The sequence below is a fragment of the Mesorhizobium sp. M0136 genome, from assembly GCF_040322515.1.
Taxonomy (GTDB): Bacteria; Pseudomonadota; Alphaproteobacteria; order Rhizobiales; family Rhizobiaceae; genus Mesorhizobium.
Genome location: NZ_JAMYTP010000004.1, coordinates 191,074 through 206,367, shown reverse-complemented (window position 1 = coordinate 206,367; position 15,294 = coordinate 191,074). Strand labels below are relative to the sequence as shown.

Annotated in this window: 18 protein-coding genes, 1 tRNA gene and 2 pseudogenes; 12 read left to right on the top strand and 9 right to left on the bottom strand. The window is 61.8% G+C overall.

Annotated features, from left to right (window positions below):
- Positions 1 to 4: 4 nt before the first annotated feature.
- From gor to rpiA, 3 genes are all read right to left on the bottom strand, one after another.
- Positions 5 to 1,393, bottom strand: coding sequence for a glutathione-disulfide reductase (gene gor / locus NKJ35_RS06520; RefSeq protein WP_352645730.1), 1,389 nt, complete (start codon positions 1,391 to 1,393; stop codon positions 5 to 7).
- Positions 1,394 to 1,510: 117 nt separating this feature from the next.
- Entirely contained in the window at positions 1,511 to 2,089 is a 579-nt protein-coding gene (locus NKJ35_RS06515; protein WP_352645728.1) for a DUF2059 domain-containing protein, read from the bottom strand.
- Positions 2,076 to 2,807 carry a ribose-5-phosphate isomerase RpiA gene (rpiA, locus tag NKJ35_RS06510; protein ID WP_352478863.1) on the bottom strand — a complete coding sequence of 244 codons (732 nt, stop codon included), beginning with the start codon at positions 2,805 to 2,807 and terminating at the stop codon, positions 2,076 to 2,078. Before rpiA ends, NKJ35_RS06515 begins: the two co-directional genes overlap by 14 nt.
- A 144-nt stretch (positions 2,808 to 2,951) precedes the next feature.
- Between rpiA and NKJ35_RS06505 the strand changes: the two genes are divergently transcribed.
- From NKJ35_RS06505 to NKJ35_RS06490, 4 genes are all read left to right on the top strand, one after another.
- Positions 2,952 to 3,635: a phosphoglycolate phosphatase gene (locus NKJ35_RS06505; protein ID WP_254817239.1), complete on the top strand. Its 684-nt coding sequence runs from the start codon at positions 2,952 to 2,954 to the stop codon at positions 3,633 to 3,635.
- A 102-nt stretch (positions 3,636 to 3,737) separates the two neighbouring features.
- Positions 3,738 to 3,812: transfer RNA gene (locus NKJ35_RS06500), tRNA-Val, on the top strand.
- 219 nt (positions 3,813 to 4,031) lie between these two features.
- A complete protein-coding gene (locus NKJ35_RS06495; protein ID WP_254817240.1) occupies positions 4,032 to 4,283 on the top strand; it encodes a PepSY domain-containing protein in 252 nt (83 codons plus the stop codon).
- Between the two features lie 127 nt (positions 4,284 to 4,410).
- Positions 4,411 to 4,887, top strand: coding sequence for a hypothetical protein (locus NKJ35_RS06490; RefSeq protein ID WP_352645846.1), 477 nt, complete (start codon positions 4,411 to 4,413; stop codon positions 4,885 to 4,887).
- A gap of 11 nt (positions 4,888 to 4,898) precedes the next feature.
- On the opposite strand, the gene NKJ35_RS06485 is transcribed toward NKJ35_RS06490, so the two are convergent.
- From NKJ35_RS06485 to NKJ35_RS06475, 3 genes and pseudogenes are all read right to left on the bottom strand, one after another.
- The gene (locus NKJ35_RS06485) at positions 4,899 to 6,791 is read right to left on the bottom strand and encodes a L,D-transpeptidase family protein (RefSeq protein WP_352645726.1); all 1,893 of its coding nucleotides are present in this window, start codon (positions 6,789 to 6,791) and stop codon (positions 4,899 to 4,901) included.
- Positions 6,792 to 7,013: 222 nt separating this feature from the next.
- Positions 7,014 to 7,288, bottom strand: a pseudogene (locus tag NKJ35_RS06480) (SDR family oxidoreductase); the annotation flags it as partial.
- Between the two features lie 123 nt (positions 7,289 to 7,411).
- Positions 7,412 to 8,320, bottom strand: coding sequence for an alpha/beta hydrolase (locus tag NKJ35_RS06475; RefSeq protein WP_352645725.1), 909 nt, complete (start codon positions 8,318 to 8,320; stop codon positions 7,412 to 7,414).
- 47 nt (positions 8,321 to 8,367) lie between these two features.
- On the opposite strand from NKJ35_RS06475, the gene NKJ35_RS06470 reads away from it, so the two are divergent.
- Positions 8,368 to 8,820 carry a MarR family winged helix-turn-helix transcriptional regulator gene (locus NKJ35_RS06470; RefSeq protein ID WP_254817243.1) on the top strand — a complete coding sequence of 151 codons (453 nt, stop codon included), beginning with the start codon at positions 8,368 to 8,370 and terminating at the stop codon, positions 8,818 to 8,820.
- A gap of 27 nt (positions 8,821 to 8,847) precedes the next feature.
- On the opposite strand, the gene NKJ35_RS06465 is transcribed toward NKJ35_RS06470, so the two are convergent.
- A complete protein-coding gene (locus NKJ35_RS06465) occupies positions 8,848 to 9,459 on the bottom strand; it encodes a pyridoxamine 5'-phosphate oxidase family protein (protein WP_352645723.1) in 612 nt (203 codons plus the stop codon).
- Between the two features lie 161 nt (positions 9,460 to 9,620).
- Between NKJ35_RS06465 and NKJ35_RS06460 the strand changes: the two genes are divergently transcribed.
- On the top strand, positions 9,621 to 10,049 hold the full coding sequence (locus tag NKJ35_RS06460) for a nuclear transport factor 2 family protein (protein ID WP_254817245.1): 429 nt from the start codon (positions 9,621 to 9,623) through the stop codon (positions 10,047 to 10,049).
- A gap of 17 nt (positions 10,050 to 10,066) precedes the next feature.
- Here the strand turns inward: NKJ35_RS06460 and NKJ35_RS06455 are convergent, their stop codons facing one another.
- The gene (locus NKJ35_RS06455) at positions 10,067 to 10,420 is read right to left on the bottom strand and encodes a gamma-butyrobetaine hydroxylase family protein (RefSeq protein ID WP_352645721.1); all 354 of its coding nucleotides are present in this window, start codon (positions 10,418 to 10,420) and stop codon (positions 10,067 to 10,069) included.
- Positions 10,421 to 10,618: 198 nt separating this feature from the next.
- Between NKJ35_RS06455 and moaA the strand changes: the two genes are divergently transcribed.
- On the top strand, positions 10,619 to 11,614 hold the full coding sequence (gene moaA, locus NKJ35_RS06450; protein WP_352645720.1) for a GTP 3',8-cyclase MoaA: 996 nt from the start codon (positions 10,619 to 10,621) through the stop codon (positions 11,612 to 11,614).
- A gap of 106 nt (positions 11,615 to 11,720) precedes the next feature.
- Positions 11,721 to 12,143, top strand: a complete 423-nt coding sequence (locus NKJ35_RS06445; RefSeq protein WP_352645718.1) for a hypothetical protein — start codon at positions 11,721 to 11,723, stop codon at positions 12,141 to 12,143.
- Between the two features lie 51 nt (positions 12,144 to 12,194).
- On the opposite strand, the gene NKJ35_RS06440 is transcribed toward NKJ35_RS06445, so the two are convergent.
- Positions 12,195 to 12,833: a hypothetical protein gene (locus NKJ35_RS06440; protein WP_352645852.1), complete on the bottom strand. Its 639-nt coding sequence runs from the start codon at positions 12,831 to 12,833 to the stop codon at positions 12,195 to 12,197.
- On the opposite strand from NKJ35_RS06440, the pseudogene NKJ35_RS06435 reads away from it, so the two are divergent.
- From NKJ35_RS06435 to mobB, 4 genes and pseudogenes are all read left to right on the top strand, one after another.
- Positions 12,754 to 12,978 (top strand): annotated as a pseudogene (locus NKJ35_RS06435) (hypothetical protein); the annotation flags it as partial. The gene NKJ35_RS06440 and the pseudogene NKJ35_RS06435 overlap by 80 nt on opposite strands.
- Positions 12,979 to 13,101: 123 nt before the next feature.
- Positions 13,102 to 14,022 (top strand): DMT family transporter, encoded by a 921-nt coding sequence (locus tag NKJ35_RS06430; protein WP_352645716.1) that lies wholly within the window; start codon positions 13,102 to 13,104, stop codon positions 14,020 to 14,022.
- A 65-nt stretch (positions 14,023 to 14,087) separates the two neighbouring features.
- Entirely contained in the window at positions 14,088 to 14,717 is a 630-nt protein-coding gene (mobA, locus tag NKJ35_RS06425) for a molybdenum cofactor guanylyltransferase MobA (protein WP_352645714.1), read from the top strand.
- Entirely contained in the window at positions 14,714 to 15,223 is a 510-nt protein-coding gene (gene mobB, locus NKJ35_RS06420; protein WP_352645712.1) for a molybdopterin-guanine dinucleotide biosynthesis protein B, read from the top strand. Before mobA ends, mobB begins: the two co-directional genes overlap by 4 nt.
- Positions 15,224 to 15,294: the final 71 nt, after the last annotated feature.

Here is a 15,294-nt window from a genome sequence, read left to right as displayed (position 1 = left end):
CGCGTCAGACGCGCTCACCATCTCTCACCCGGTAAGTCGGTTTGTACATGGTGACGAGTTCTTCCGCCGCGGTCGGATGCACCGCCATGGTGCGATCGAAATCATCTTTGGTCAGCCCGGCCTTCAGCGGTATGCCGAGAAGCTGCGCCATTTCGCCGGCGTCCGGCCCGAGGATATGGGCGCCGAGGACTCTTTTCGACGCGCCGTCGACGACCAGCTTCATCAGCATCTTTTCATCGCGGCCGGAAAGCGTGTGCCGCATCGGCCGGAAGGTGGCGCGGTAGATTTCAAGATCCGAAAAGCGCTTTGCCGCCTCATCCTCCGACAGGCCGACCGTGCCGATCTCGGGCTGTGAAAAGACTGCGGTAGCGATCGTGTCATGGTCGGGCGCCATCGGATTGTCCTTGAAGGCGGTCTCGACGAAGCACATCGACTCGTGGATCGCCACCGGCGTCAATTGCACGCGGTGGGTGACGTCACCGATCGCCCAGATGTTGTCGATGTTCGTGCGGGAGTATTCGTCGACCTGGATTGCCCCGGTTTTGGTCATCTCGATGCCGACGCCTTCCAGCCCCATGTTCTCGGTATTGGGAATGCGGCCGATGGCGAGCATGACCTGGTCGACCGTCAGCACGGTGCCGCCGGTGACAAGCGCGTCGAGCCGGCCGTCAGGGCGCTTCCTGACCCACTCGGACACGGCGTGGCAGAGGATTTTTATCCCCTTCTTTTCCATCGTCTCGTGCAGCATGCGTCTGAGGTCCATGTCGAAGCGGCTGAGTATCTCCTTGCCGCGATAGACCAGAGTCGTGTCGACGCCCAGCCCATGAAAGATATTGGCGAATTCGACGGCGATATAGCCGCCGCCCTCGATCATGATTGCCTTCGGCAGCTCCTTGAGGTCGAAGGCTTCGTTGGAAAAGATGCAGTGCTCATGGCCGGGCAATGCCGGATGCGGCGCCGGGCGCCCGCCGGTAGCGATCAGGATCTGGTCGGCGGTAACGGTGCGATCCTCACCGAGAAGATGCACCACATGCGGATCGACCAGGGTGGCGCGCGAATGAAAGACCTCACCGCCGGCGCCCTGCACGTTCTTCTTGTAGACGGCCTCCAGCCGGCTGATTTCGCGGTCCTTGTTGGCGACCAGCTTCTGCCAGTCGAAATGCGCCTCAGGCACCGTCCAGCCAAAACCGGCAGCGTCGGCGAAATGCTCGGGGAATTGCGAGGCGTAGACATAAAGCTTCTTCGGCACGCAGCCGCGGATCACGCAGGTGCCGCCGTAACGAAATTCCTCGGCAATGCCGACACGCTTGCCGAGTAGAGCCGCGACGCGCGCCGCCCTCACCCCGCCGGAGCCGCCGCCGATGACGAAAAGATCGTAGTCGTAACCGGCCATGGTCCAGCTCCTGCCCCTCAAACAACGAGACAGGTAGGCTGCCAGCCACCAAAAGAAAAGCCCGGACTTGCCGGGCTTTCTGGTCCAGTGGCGGTCAGGCCACTCGGAAGTCCCCGATCAATTCGGCGTGGCGTCCGTGGGAGCAGCCCCGTCTGCCGGGGCGGCACCCTCGGCAGGTGCAGCCTGCGCCTTGGCATTCGCCGCTGCACCCAGGGTCTCGCCGACCTGCTGGGCGAGATCGCGAGCCAGGCCGTTCTGCCAGATCTCGGCAGCCTTCACCAGTTCGCGCGTCACGATCGGGCCGTTGTCGAGCAGCTTCTTGCCGGAATCGGAATTGTAGAAGGCGGCGATTTCATTGAGTTCCTTTTCCGAGAACACCTTTGCGTAGGCAAGCGCTGCTTCCTTTTCCAGGTCGGCGCGGCGCGATGCCAAGGCCATCGCCTTCTCGTTGATCGTCTTGGCGATCAGTTCCTGCATGTCCGGGTTCTTCTGGATCAGCTGCTGCTCGAGCGCCGCGGCCGCTTGCGGCAGGATGTTGTCGAACGTATCCGTCGCATGGATCGCCGCGACCGCGGCACGCGCCGCCTTCAGATGCGCATCAGTGACGTCCTGCGAAAATGCCGGCGACGAAAACGCGAAAACGGCCGAGGCCGCCAGAATGGCAAAAAAGCGGCCAACCCGGTTATGCAACATCATGATCGGTAAAACTCCTTGGTTTTCGGGCGGCATGGACGGTTTGGATGCCGTCGCCGCCGGCTATGATGGCCGTTGTCGCCAGCCCGATGAAAAGACCATGCTCGACCACGCCGGGAATGGCGTGGAGAGCATTCGAAAGCGCTCTTGTATCCGGAATGCGGCCAAAAGATGCATCGAGGATAAAATGGCCGCCGTCTGTAACAAATGGCTGGCTCCCCGTCATCCTCAATGTAACAGGGCCGGAAAGGCTCAGGTTTGCAGCCGCCGCGCCAACCGCAATTTCGGTGGCGCGCAGGCCAAACCGGTTGACTTCGATGGGCAGCGGAAAGCGGCCGATCATCTCGACCATCTTGGAGCTGTCGGCGATGACGATCATGCGGGCGGAGGCCGCCGCGACAATCTTCTCGCGCAGCAGCGCGCCACCGCCGCCCTTGACCAATGTCAGCGCCGGATCGATCTCGTCGGCGCCGTCGATGGTGAGGTCGAGCTCCGGTGTTTCCTCGAGGGTCGACAGCGGCACACCAAGCTGGGTGCAAAGGACGGCGGTGCGCTCCGAGGTCGGCACGCCGATGACAGTCAGGCCGGTGGCGACCTTGTCGGCGAGCAGCCGCACGAACTCATCCGCTGTCGTGCCGGTGCCGATGCCGAGCCGCATGCCATCCGTGACATGGGCAAGCGCTGCCCGCGCGGCCTCAACCTTCAATTGCCTCGCATCCATGCCGGGCCCCAAGATTTGTTTCGGCGCTCGTAGCATTTTTGCCGAGCGGGTCAAAGGACCTTGCCTGCGGTGGATAAGCCGGCTTGCCTGAACGGGCCGCAGCGGTTATCGCCTGCCGGCAATCAAATCGTCACAGGACAGGCCATGACCCGACCGACCATCGTGTTCGACCTCGACGGGACGCTGATCGACACGGCGCCGGACCTGCTCGACAGTCTCAACCACAGCCTTGCCGCCAGCCAGCTCGCGGCCGTAGACGAAGCCGGCTTCAAGCGTTTCGTCGGCCATGGCGGCCGCGTGATGATCGAGCGCGCCCATGCAGCGCAGCACAGGTCGCTGGCCGTGGAGGAGCACGATCGGCTGCTAAAGCTGTTTCTGGACCATTACACCGTTAACATTCCCGGCAAGTCGCGCCCCTACCCGGGCGTTCCCGAGGCGATCGCACGGTTCGAGGCAGCCGGTTACCTGCTGGCCATCTGCACCAATAAATATGAGGCCAATTCGGTGGCGCTGATCGAGGCGCTCGGTATGACCAGGCATTTCGCGGCGATCTGCGGCCAGGACAGTTTTCCGTTCCGCAAGCCCGACCCGCGCCATCTCACGCAGACCATCGCGCGTGCCGGCGGCGATCCGCACCGTGCACTGATGGTCGGTGATTCGCAGACAGACATCGACACGGCAAAGGCCGCCGGCATTCCGGTAGTGGCAGTCGATTTCGGCTACACCGATCGTCATGTGCGGGAGTTCGAACCGTCGGCGGTGATCTCGCATTTCGATTCGCTGACGCTCGATCTGGTACAAGGGCTGATGGCCGCGGCGGAAGGCTGAAGCCGGTCATAGTCCAGACGGCCAAATGACGGCCGACAAGTGGTTGACTTCGCAGGCCGGCCTCCCTTATATCGCGGCGCGCTTGGCCTTCGGGCAACGAGCGGGCGATTAGCTCAGCGGGAGAGCACACCCTTCACACGGGTGGGGTCGCAGGTTCAATCCCTGCATCGCCCACCATCTTTTCGGCACTTAGCCATCACCGACGGGGAAGGCTGCCGTGATCGAGAACCAGCGCATGATCGCATTGGTTTTCCGTGCGCTTTTTCCGCAAGCTATAAGACTGACAGGCATACTTACGCTTGGCACAATTGCCGGTCTGGACGATCCGCAAGCCCGAGTCCGGGAACAAACCCGTATGTAGATGAGTTTCTGCTCATCGAAATGTGAGGGAAAGCCATGTCCAGACTTGTTTTGGCGGCCGCCGTGCTGCTTGTCGGCGGATCGGCCTTTGCCGCGGACGAAAATCCGGTGCCGCCGCAGAATGCCAAGAAGCTGTCGGAAATCATCGCCAAGGTCGAGCAGCGCGACGACTTCCGCTACATCAAGGAAATCGATTGGGACAGCGGCGCCTACACCGTCATTTATTACACGAACGACAAGGCGAAAGTTGAAATCACCTATGATCCGGTGACAGCCGCGCCGAAATGAGGCTGGCCGCCAACGGTCCAGATTCTAAAAAATGCCGCTCCTCGAAGGCCCGCGGCCTTCGGCACACCCTTGCGTAGATATGACTTTGATGGCTGACTGGGTGCTATCATTGCGCGCGGGGGTGGGCATGGCGACGGTAAAGCACGTATTGAAACGCTTTCTGATGATGCTCGCGGGTTATTTCATAGCGGTACTGGTTGGGCTGATCGCGGTGGCGGCGATCTATGGCGGGCTGAGTTCGCTGCCAAATGCACCGAATTATTTCGACGTCATGGGTGTCACCCCGGTTGCGGTGCTGCTGTTGCCGCCGCTCGGCATGTTCATCTATTTTCTGACAATCGTGCTGACCGGCCTGCAGACGCTGATCTTCGCACTGATTGCCGAGTTTTTCTCGCTGCGCAGTTTTTGGCTGCACATGATCTTCGGCGCGGCGGCCGCGGTTGGCGGCTTCGCCTTGATCTGGCCCAGTGTACCGGACGACACGAACCCGGAGCGCTGGGCCGATATCGGCATCATTGCCGCCGCAGGCGTTGTCGCGGGCTTGGTCTATTGGCTCATCGCCGGACGCGATGCGGGTTTCCGGCGTCCACTGTTTCAGCGCTAGAACCGCATTCGTCAGCTTGCCGGCGAACGCACCGCTTCCGTGCTGTCGAGCGCCTGCTGCAGCCTTGTATCGCGGCCGTAGACGTCGTTGAAGTATTCGACCTTGCCGGACAGGTCCGGCCATGCGGTGAAATAGGCGACATAGACCGGGATCTTGCGTGTCACGTCCTCGGTCGAATGTCCGTGTTTCAGTCTGTCCTCGATGTAGTCGACCGAGGTACCGAGCACGGCAGCCGCCATGCCGCGCGGATCCTGCAAGCGAACGCAACCATGGCTGAGCGCGCGCATGTCGCGCTGGAAAAATGACTTCTGTGGTGTGTCGTGCATGTAGATGGCGTGCTTGTTGGGAAACAGTATCTTCAGCTCGCCCAGCGCATTGGCCTCGCTCGGCAGCTGGCGCACGCCGTAGGGTATCTTTGCGCCATAGGCACCCCAATCGACTGAGGATGAGGGAATGCGCTTGCCGCGGGCATTGACCACCTCATAGCCGGCGCGGTCGAGATAGCCAGGATCCCGCCGCAGCCGCGGCAACATCTCGTTGACCAGGATCGACTGCGGCACGCCCCAATAGGGATGAAAGTCGACCTGCTCGATCTGATCATAGAAGAAAGCAGTCTGGCTGGTGGGCCTGCCGACCACGGCGCGGGTCTTCAGCTTTTCCTCGCCGTCGTCGATATAGCTCGCGGTGAAAGCCGGCTGGTTGATGAAGACGCGCGGGCTGCCGAGGTCGGAAGGCAGCCAGCGCAATTCTTCGAGCGCAACCCGAACCTTCTGAATTTTGTCGGCCTTGGACGTTCCGGCCAACGATGCGACGGTACGCGGGCCGATGACGCCGTCGCCTTTCATGCCGGCCCGTTTCTGCACCGCCTTGATCACCGGCACCAGCTCCGGATCGTAGACCTCGCTGGTGGCGAGCCTCGCCAGCACCTCGCCATAGGCACCGCCCATCTCGTCATCGAGATTGCGCGCGATCCTTGTCAAAAGCTTCGGCAGCTCGGGGCTGGTCTGCCCCGGTTTCAACAGCAGATTGGGATCGATGACGATCTCGTCCTCGGCGCTTGCCTGTAGCGATTCCAGTTCGACGCGCAGCGCCTGATACTCGGAATTCTGTGGATGCCGTGATTCGAGATAAGTGCGCACCTGCTGGGTGTGGGCCAGCGTCTTCAGCACCCCCTCCATGTCGAGCGGCTTCGGCGGAAAATCGTAGTAGCCGGTGATGCGGTTGGGATCGACGCGGCCGCTTTGTGCGTCACGGGCGTAGCGCAGGACACGCGCCGACAGCGCCATCTCGAAGCGGACCAGCTCTTTCAGGCGTTCGTCGGCATTGCCCGCCGATGCGCCTGCTGCCGGAACTTCGACGATGTAGTCGGCGGGCGTCAGGCCGTAGCTCGCGGCCTCGCCCAGCACCCGCACCGCATCCTGGGCGCGGCTGCTGGGACTGGTTCCTGTCACCCAGATGAAATCCGGATTGGCCGAGTAATAGGCGACTAGGGCCTTGGCGATGTCCTTCTCGGCGTAGAGGTCATAGCCGTCGAGCCCGGCAATGGCTTCGCGGAATGTAGCCCCGGTGGCCGCCGGCTCGAACGCAGCATCCTGAGGCGTTGCCGGTTCAGGCGCTGCCGACAGTGCCGAAAAATCGACGCGCACCAGCGGATCGCTCTTGTAGGTGTAATAGGACGGGCTGCTGATTTGCGCACCACCACCCCCACCGGAAGCGGCTGGCGCCTTGGGCTTGTATTTTGACGGTGGCGGCGGAAAGCTACCTTTCGGCGGTGCGTGTTTGACGCCGCCGCCGAAAAGCATGTCGAAGAACCCTTGCGCTTCAACCTGCGGCGTCCCGAAGGCCAGCATTGCCGCGGCCACCGCGAACGGCAGCACGGTTGCTTTGCTTCCAAGGAGTTTCATGGATCACCCGCTCCGGTTGAACCGGATCCCGTTCCGCACCGCTTTCACGGTCTCGCCCACCCCATGGCGGATGTAAGGCGTGACTACACTGATTCATACTGATTTCGTTAAGCTTCCATAAATTTCGGAACGTCTGTTGCAGAACGGTTTCACAACGTCGTGACGGTCAAGCGAATCCGACGCCGTCCTCGGCCAGAACGGCAACCGTCCAGTGACCAAGTCTCACGCGTTTGCGCCGCCGTCGATGGTCAATGCCGCGCCTGTCACGAAGCGTCCTTCGGGACCGGCAAGCCAGGCGACCATGCCGGCGATCTCGTCGGCCGTTCCGAAGCGAGGCATCGCCATCTTCTGGCGCTGATGCTCGGCGTGCGGGCCGGCTGCCGGTATCGGTCGACCCCGGATGGACGACATTGGCGGTGATGCCGCGCGGACCGAGATCGCGGGCAAAGGCCTTTGGTCAGGCCAACCAAGGCAGCCTTGCTGGCCGAATAAGCGCTCGGCGCGTCGCGCTCGGCCCTTCTGGCGACGGTGGCCGGGGCAATGGCGGCTTGGATAGCGATGGCCGGCACCGGGGTGGCGGCGTGACGATCGAACCCAGCAGACAAGAACAGACATTCAGATCACTGCAGAGACGGCTCCAGCCTGCCGGCAACGAAGCCAACGGCACGCTCCACCACACCCTTGTCGGCGAGAATGCGGCGGTGGCCGAGCCCGTCGGCCCAGTACAGCCGCACATGGTCTCCGGCGCGCGCGTAGAGCCTTGCATGATCGGCGGACACTTCGCGGTCGTCCGGCGCGTGGATCACCAGCGTCGGCAGCAGCGTGCTTGCCAGCTGGCGATCACCGGTAAACTCGTGCAACGGTCGGCCGGCGATACGCTCGACCCGGTCGGCCATGGCGACCTGCGAGCGCGAGCCGACATTCAGCATGCGACTGAAATCAGCAAAGATTGCCGGCAGGGAGCTCGGCGCAGCGATAAGCACCAATCGCCCGGCCGCCAATCGCGGGATGTTCCTGATTGAACCGGCAACTGCATTGGCGGCAACGGCACCACCAAAGGAATGGCCGACGATCGCGGCAAACGGCCCGAACCACTCGCCGGCAACCCGTGCCGCATCGACCGCACTGACCAGGGTAAGCCGGCGGCCCTGCGACTGGCCGTGGCCCGGCAGGTCGAGCGAGACGACCTTATAGCCAGCATCGCGATAGGCCTCGATCAGCGTGCGCATGTATTCGGTGCGCGAACGCCAACCATGGATGACGAGCACGGTGCCGGCAGTGGCCCTGCCCGGCTCGGGCCGGAATTCATGCACCATGACGCAGCCGGTTCTGGTCTTTAGCCGGTGATGTCGTGCCTGGGTCATGAAATCGGCGGCGCGATCGATTGCGCGGCGCTCGCCTTCACTCAAGCTCTTCTCATGCGGCGTGCGGCAGAACAGCTCGAATGCAGCGCGCCCGGTGAGTCGCGGTGCCACATGCTCAGCCACTCCGAACGTGCCGCGGATGACCTTCAGTCCAAATGATGCCATAGTGGCGATCCATTCATTGGTTCAAGCATGAACATAATAGTTCAAACATGAACATTAAGCAAGACCTGCCCTGGGACAACCCGCGCTTTCGCAACTGGGTGGCAGTGGCGCGCGCATGCCACGTGCTGGAACGCACCCTGGCGGTGAAGCTGGCGCCGCTCGACCTGAAGCCGGCGCAGCTCGACGTGCTGATGAACCTCTACCGTCATCCCGGCATGTCGCAGCACGACCTCGCTCGCCGGCTGCTGGTCGGTCGCTCCAACATCACCATGCTTTTGCCGCAGCTGGAGACGCGCGGCCTGCTGCGCCGCGAGGGCGACGAGAAGGACAAGCGCGTGCTGCGGCTGACGTTGACCGAGGCCGGCGAGGCACTGCTGATGCAGGCGCTGAAGGTCCATATGGCGCTGATCGAGAAGGCGATGAGCCAGTCGACGCCGGAACAATGCGACATGATCGGCGAACAGATGCGTAGGGTTGCCGAGGTTTTGAAGACCGCCTGACAGCCCAGTGCTCCACCAACAAGTGCTTCACCACATCGATTTTTTCGCGCGCTCCGGCCATTCCTTGTCGTAGACCTCGCCGTCGATGTTCTTGCGGCTGGTGATTTCCAGGATTTGACCGGGAGTCGGTGGCGATCTCGGGTCGACATGCCTTGCCGGGTTCCACAGCTCCGACCGGTGGATGGCGCGGGCGCACTGGAAATAGACCGCAGCGATCTCGATGACCGTCACCGAGCGCGCCGGCTTGCCCTCGACTGCGAACGAGGCGCAGAGTGCGGCATCGGTGGTGATGTGGGCGCGGCCATTGACGCGCAGCGTCGTGCCGGAACCCGGCACCAGGAATAGGAGCGCGACGCGCGGATCGCGAACGATGTTCCTTAGCGAATCGGCACGGTTGTTGCCGCGCCGGTCCGGCATCATCAGCGTTTTCGGATCGTGGATGCGGACGAAGCCGGCGAGATCGCCGCGCGGCGAGCAGTCCAGCCCTTCAGGCCCGCAGGTTGCGAGCACGGCGAACGGCGAAGCCTCGATGATAGCTGCGTATTCGGGAATCAGCTGATCGAGTTCTTTGACCACCGACGCCTCGCCAGGCTGGCCATAGAGCGTTTCGAGCTGTTCGACGCTGGTGATCATGGACATGTTTTCGTCTCCAAAGCTTTGCCGGCGCTACTCCAGATGCATGACGTTTTCACGACATCGTGCCCGCTTGCCGGTCATCAGGAAACGGGTGTCGCGGCAACGCGAAGAAGGGCAAACCGCTTTCACCTACACAATCGCACCGACGGATACGGAGACCGAAAATGGATAAACCGCTCGACCGGCGACGCACCGCCATGGAACTTATTGAAAACATGTTCAATGTTGAAATGCGTTTCCTGCAATCAGGGTCGGAAAGCCTCGATGTGCTTGCCAGCGCATTCCATGCCGAGATTGTGGTGCATGAGCCGCAGTCCCTGCCCTATGCCGGTGACTGGAATGGCCTCGACGGCGTTGGCGCTCTTTTCCGCAACATGCGGGAAATCTGGAGCGACGTGGCGGTGGAGGATCTTCAAACCGCCCAGAACGATAACGTGGTGTTCATGAGCTGCATGCTTTCGCTGACATCGCGAGCCACTGGTGCAACAATCATACAGCCGTTTGCCGAAGTCTTGCGCTTCAAGGATGACCGACTGATCGAAGGCACGCCGTTTTACTATGACACCGGCGAGATACTGGCGATCCTGCGCTGAGCATACCGCGAAACCATTCAGCGGTCGCGGCTCAGCCCCTTCTCTTCCAGCTCGGTGAGATAGGCGGCCCAGCGTGCGTCCTTCTCATGACCCAGCGTATGCAGGTAGTTCCAGGTGAAGATACCGGTGTCGTGGAAATCGTCGAAGGTGATGCGCACGGCATAGTTGCCGACCGGCTCGATCTTCAGGATCGCCACATTGCGCTTGCCGGGAACGGTGACGCGCTGTTCGGGCGAATGGCCCTGCACCTCGGCCGATGGCGAGGCGACCCGCAAAAGCTCGGCCGGCAACTCGAACGGCTGATGTCCCGGAAAGGTCACGGAAAGCAGCTTGCGATCTTTCGAGACCCTGAGTTCCTTCGGCGCTGTCATGGTGGTGGATCCTGCGGAGAACCGCCCTTCCCTACGCCGCTTCGTGTCGAGGGAAAAGGCCGCATCGAAAGTTCCGACATGATCTGTCGGCGTCGGAATGTTACCGGAGATCGCGAGCTTATATCTTGAATGGCAAGTTGGCTCGTATCACATAGCTATATATAACGAAGCCGTTCACGGCCACGGGAAGCGCACAGCATGGATATGATCGATCCTTTCGGTCGCACGATCACCTACCTGCGCGTGTCGGTTACCGACCGCTGCGATTTTCGCTGCACCTATTGCATGGCAGAGGACATGACCTTCCTGCCCAAGAAGGACCTGCTATCGCTGGAAGAGCTCGACCGGCTCTGCACGGTCTTCATCGAAAAGGGCGTGCGCAAGCTCCGCCTCACCGGCGGTGAGCCGCTGGTACGCAAGAACATCATGCATCTTGTGCGCCAGCTTTCGCGGCATCTCGAGAGCGGTGCGCTGGAAGAGCTGACGCTGACCACCAATGGATCGCAGCTTTCCCGCTTTGCCGCCGAGCTCGCCGACTGCGGCGTCAAACGCATTAACGTCTCGCTCGATACTCTTGATGCCGACAAATTTCGACAGATCACCCGCTGGGGCAATCTGGACAAGGTCATGGATGGCATCGACGCCGCGCAGGCGGCCGGGCTGAAGGTAAAGCTCAACGCGGTGGCGTTGAAGGACTTCAATGACGCCGAATTGCCAGACATGCTACGCTGGGCGCATGGCCGCGGCATGGATCTGACGGTCATCGAAACCATGCCGATGGGCGAGATCGATGCCGACCGCACCGATCAGTATTTGCCGCTGTCGCTGCTGCGTGCAGCACTCGAGCGCCAATTCACGCTGAGCGATATTCCCTACAAGACCGGTGGCCCGGCCCGCTACGTCCATGTCGCCGAGACCCGCGGGCGGCTGGGCTTCATCACGCCGATGACGCATAATTTCTGCGAAAGCTGCAATCGGGTCCGGCTGACCTGTACCGGCACCCTTTACATGTGCCTCGGCCAGGAAGATGCCGCAGACCTGCGCGCGCCACTGCGTGCGTCGGAAGGCAACGAGCTGGTCGCCGATGCCATCGACGAAGCAATCGACCGCAAGCCCAAAGGCCATGACTTCATCATCGATCGCCGCACCAACCGTCCGTCGGTGTCGCGGCATATGAGCGTCACCGGCGGCTGATTTTTAGCCGATTTCGTGCAAGAACAATCGCCTTGGTATCAGCGCGAGGCAAGGCGTGCAGCGGTTTCTTGTAGTCCTGACGTTTTTCGGAGTGATGGCGGGGACTATGGCAGTTGCCGCGCCATTTACCTATACGAACGAGCGCTTCGGTACCGTCTGCACCTTTCCGGATGAAATCTTCACTCTTCGCCAGGCTGAGCCGGATAATGGCGATGGACAACAGTGGCTCACTGCCGATGGCGCCAGCCTGATCTGTTCAGGCATTCTCAATGTCGATGATGACACCCCGAAAGCCTTCCTCTCCGCCGAGAGGGCCAGCAAGGAACCTGGCTACAGGATCACCTACAGCAAGACCGGCAAGGACTGGGCGGTGCTGTCGGGCATCAAAGGCGGGAACATCTTCTACGAACGCCGCCTGTTCGGAAAAGATGGTGTCATCCGCACGGTCTGGATCGACTATCCGCCAGCCCTGAAATCGAAATACGACCCGCTCGTCGATGCGATCGCCGGTAGCCTCAAGGGACCGTGAGCATCCGGCAACGTCAGAACTTATTCGCAGCCTATTGTTTTTGCTTGCGAGTCACGGTTGTTGGCGCGTGTAGTCGTATCGTACGGCAAGCCATTGTTTGCCGCTGCCATTGGCCTGGAGGAAGTGTTGCTCGGCCACTTCGTGATTGTCGCCGTCCCTGGAAATGATGAAATCGGAGGCCGTGAATCGCCCTTCGACCTCGGGCCCGAAGCCGACGAAACCAAGCGGCTCGAAAAGCAGTGAAATCTTGCCGTCCTCCTCGCCACCAAAACTCCAGGCGGGCATGATCCCTGCCGGGAAACGGGTGTCCATGGAGACATACTTCCAGCGGCCCTCCACCCGGTCATAGCTCAAATAGGCTATCCGCTGGAAGTCCGGGATTTTCGACCCGGGCGCCGGGCGCATCACCTCCTGCATGAAGGGGCCGATCATCGTACGTTCGGCCACCAGCCCGGTCATCACGATCGGCTGCGCACCGGGGGTTGGCCAGATCGTGTTGACGACGTTCCATTTCCCGATGCGGCGAGCGAGCTCATTCGCTTCGTGACCCGGCGTGGACATCCGTTCGACTGCCGACGCCGAAGCGCCGTTCTCGGCCAACGCAGGCGCGATCACGCTGACCAGCGAGACGACCTGCACGATCCATTGGGAGACGGGCGGCTCGTCCTCGGACGGCATCTGCATGCGCAACGACGATGCCTTCTCCGCCGGTTATGTCATGGGCAAGGCGGTCGGTCTTGTCGTCTACAAGGTGCAGGACGACGGCTCGCTGCGTGGCCTGTGGACGATTGCCGGTAAGGAAGGCAACGGCACCGAGGTACTGACGCCCAAATAAGCCCTGCCGCTCTTGCGCGACAGATGTTACGGGCCATAGAAAGGCTGTGGCCCAGCCCTTTGACGTTGCTGTTTTGCGGGTGCCTGCTAGACGCTTGCTGCAGGATTCACCCGGTAATCTGCCTTGCCTCTTTCGCCAAACCTGCGCGGCGCGTTGTTCATGATGGTGGCCATGGCTGGTTTCACCCTCAACGACGCTATCACCAAATTCTCGTCGGAATCGATGAACATGGCGCAGGTCATGCTGATCCGCGGCGCCTTCGCTTCGCTTTTCGTTGGCCTGCTTGCGTGGCAACGCGGCGCGCTTGCCCGGCCAGGTTCGATGCTGCAGCCGACCGTTGCGCTGCGCGTTGCCAGCGAGGCCGGCGCCACGGTGTCGTTCTTGGTTGCTCTGGCGCATCTTCCGATCGCCAATGTCTCCGCCGTGCTGCAGGCGCTGCCGCTGGCGGTAACGATGGGCGCAGCGCTTGTGCTCAACGAGGGCGTCGGCTGGCGGCGCTGGCTGGCTATTGCCGTCGGTTTTGCCGGCGTGCTGATCATCGTGCGGCCGGGCTTCGAAGGGTTCAGCGTCTTTTCTCTGCTGGCGCTGGCCAGCGTGGCATGCTGTGCGGTGCGCGATCTCGCCACCAAGCGGATACCGCAGGCAATTCCGACATTGCTGGTGTCGAGCGCCACCGCCCTTGCCATGACGTTTCTGGGCGCGGCATTGCTTTCACCGATGGGCGGTTGGACACCGATGACAGGACAAAGCACGGCGTTTCTGGCGCTGGCGGCAGTGCTCGTGCTCATCGGCTACCACTCCATCATCACGGCGATGCGGGTGGGCGATATCTCCTTCATCGCGCCGTTCCGTTACACCGCCCTGCTCTGGTCGATCCTGCTTGGCTTCACGATCTTCGGCGATGTCCCGGATCTGCCGATGATCGTCGGTGCCACGATCATCATCGCCTCAGGCCTCTATGCACTCTACCGCGAACGGATCGTCGGCCGGCGAAAAACAGCCGCCGAAAGCACTGGACCGGACATGGCGCCGGACGGCATATAGGATGACTGTCGACGACTGTCCGATTTGAAAACTGGATTTTGGTCATTGGGTCTAGGCAGCAAACGATGGGCCGACATATCGCAGGGATCATTCTGGCCGGCGGCCGATCGAGCCGGATGGGTGGCGGCGACAAGACCCTGCTTGCGCTTGGCGACGGCACCCTGCTCGACCGTGTCGTTTCGCGCCTTGGCCCGCAGGTCGGCCCGCTTGCGCTAAACGCCAATGGCGATCCGACACGGTTTGCCGCGACGGGGCTTCCGGTGCTTGCCGACACCGTCAAAGGTTATGCCGGGCCGCTTGCCGGGATACTGACCGGCCTCGAATGGGCTTCCGACACGGCCTGCCAGGCGCTGGTCACGGCTGCCGGCGATACGCCTTTCCTGCCCAAGGACATGGTCGAGCGGCTGCTCGCGGCAGCCTATGCGCGCCCGGGCTCTATCGCGGTCTCCTTTTCCGGCGGAAAACGACATCCGACCTTTGCACTGTGGCCGCTAGGGTTAGATCAGGCCTTGCGACAATTTCTCGTCGAGGAAGACAACCGGCGCGTTGCGGCGTTCATCGACCGGCACGGTTTTGTCGAGGTGGAATTTCCCATCCTGAAATCCGGCGGAGCCGAGATCGATCCGTTCTTCAACATCAACACTCCCGACGACCTTGCCCAGGCCGCGCATCTGTTGCAGAGCATCGAGCCATGAAAAGACGTATCTTTGGCATCACCGGCTGGAAGAACTCCGGCAAGACGACATTGACCGAAAAGCTGGTGGCCGAGCTCGTCCGGCGCGGCTGGAAAGTGTCGACGGTAAAACACGCCCATCATGATTTCGACATCGACAAACCCGGAGCGGACAGCTTTCGCCACCGGCAGGCGGGAGCGATGGAGGTCGCGGTCGTGTCGGGCAGGCGCTGGGCGCTGATGCACGAATTGCGCGGCGAGGACGAGCCGACGCTGGACGCGATCCTGTCACGGCTGGCACCCTCCGATATCGTGCTGGTCGAGGGTTACAAGCGCGAGGCGCACAAGAAAATCGAGACGCGACGGCTCGAGGCCAAGGACCGGACACCGCTCTCTGCAGCCGATCCACACATTGTCGCCATCGCCTCCGACTTCCACATTGTCGGCGAAGACCTGCCGGCCTTTGATCTCGACGACACGAATTCGATAGCTGACTTCATCGAGCGCGCCACCGGCCTGACGCGCTGAGATCGCGGCCGCAGGGGGTTCCGGCCACTTTCTCTCCATCTAGGCGTTTGACCCAGCGTCACCGTTTTCTG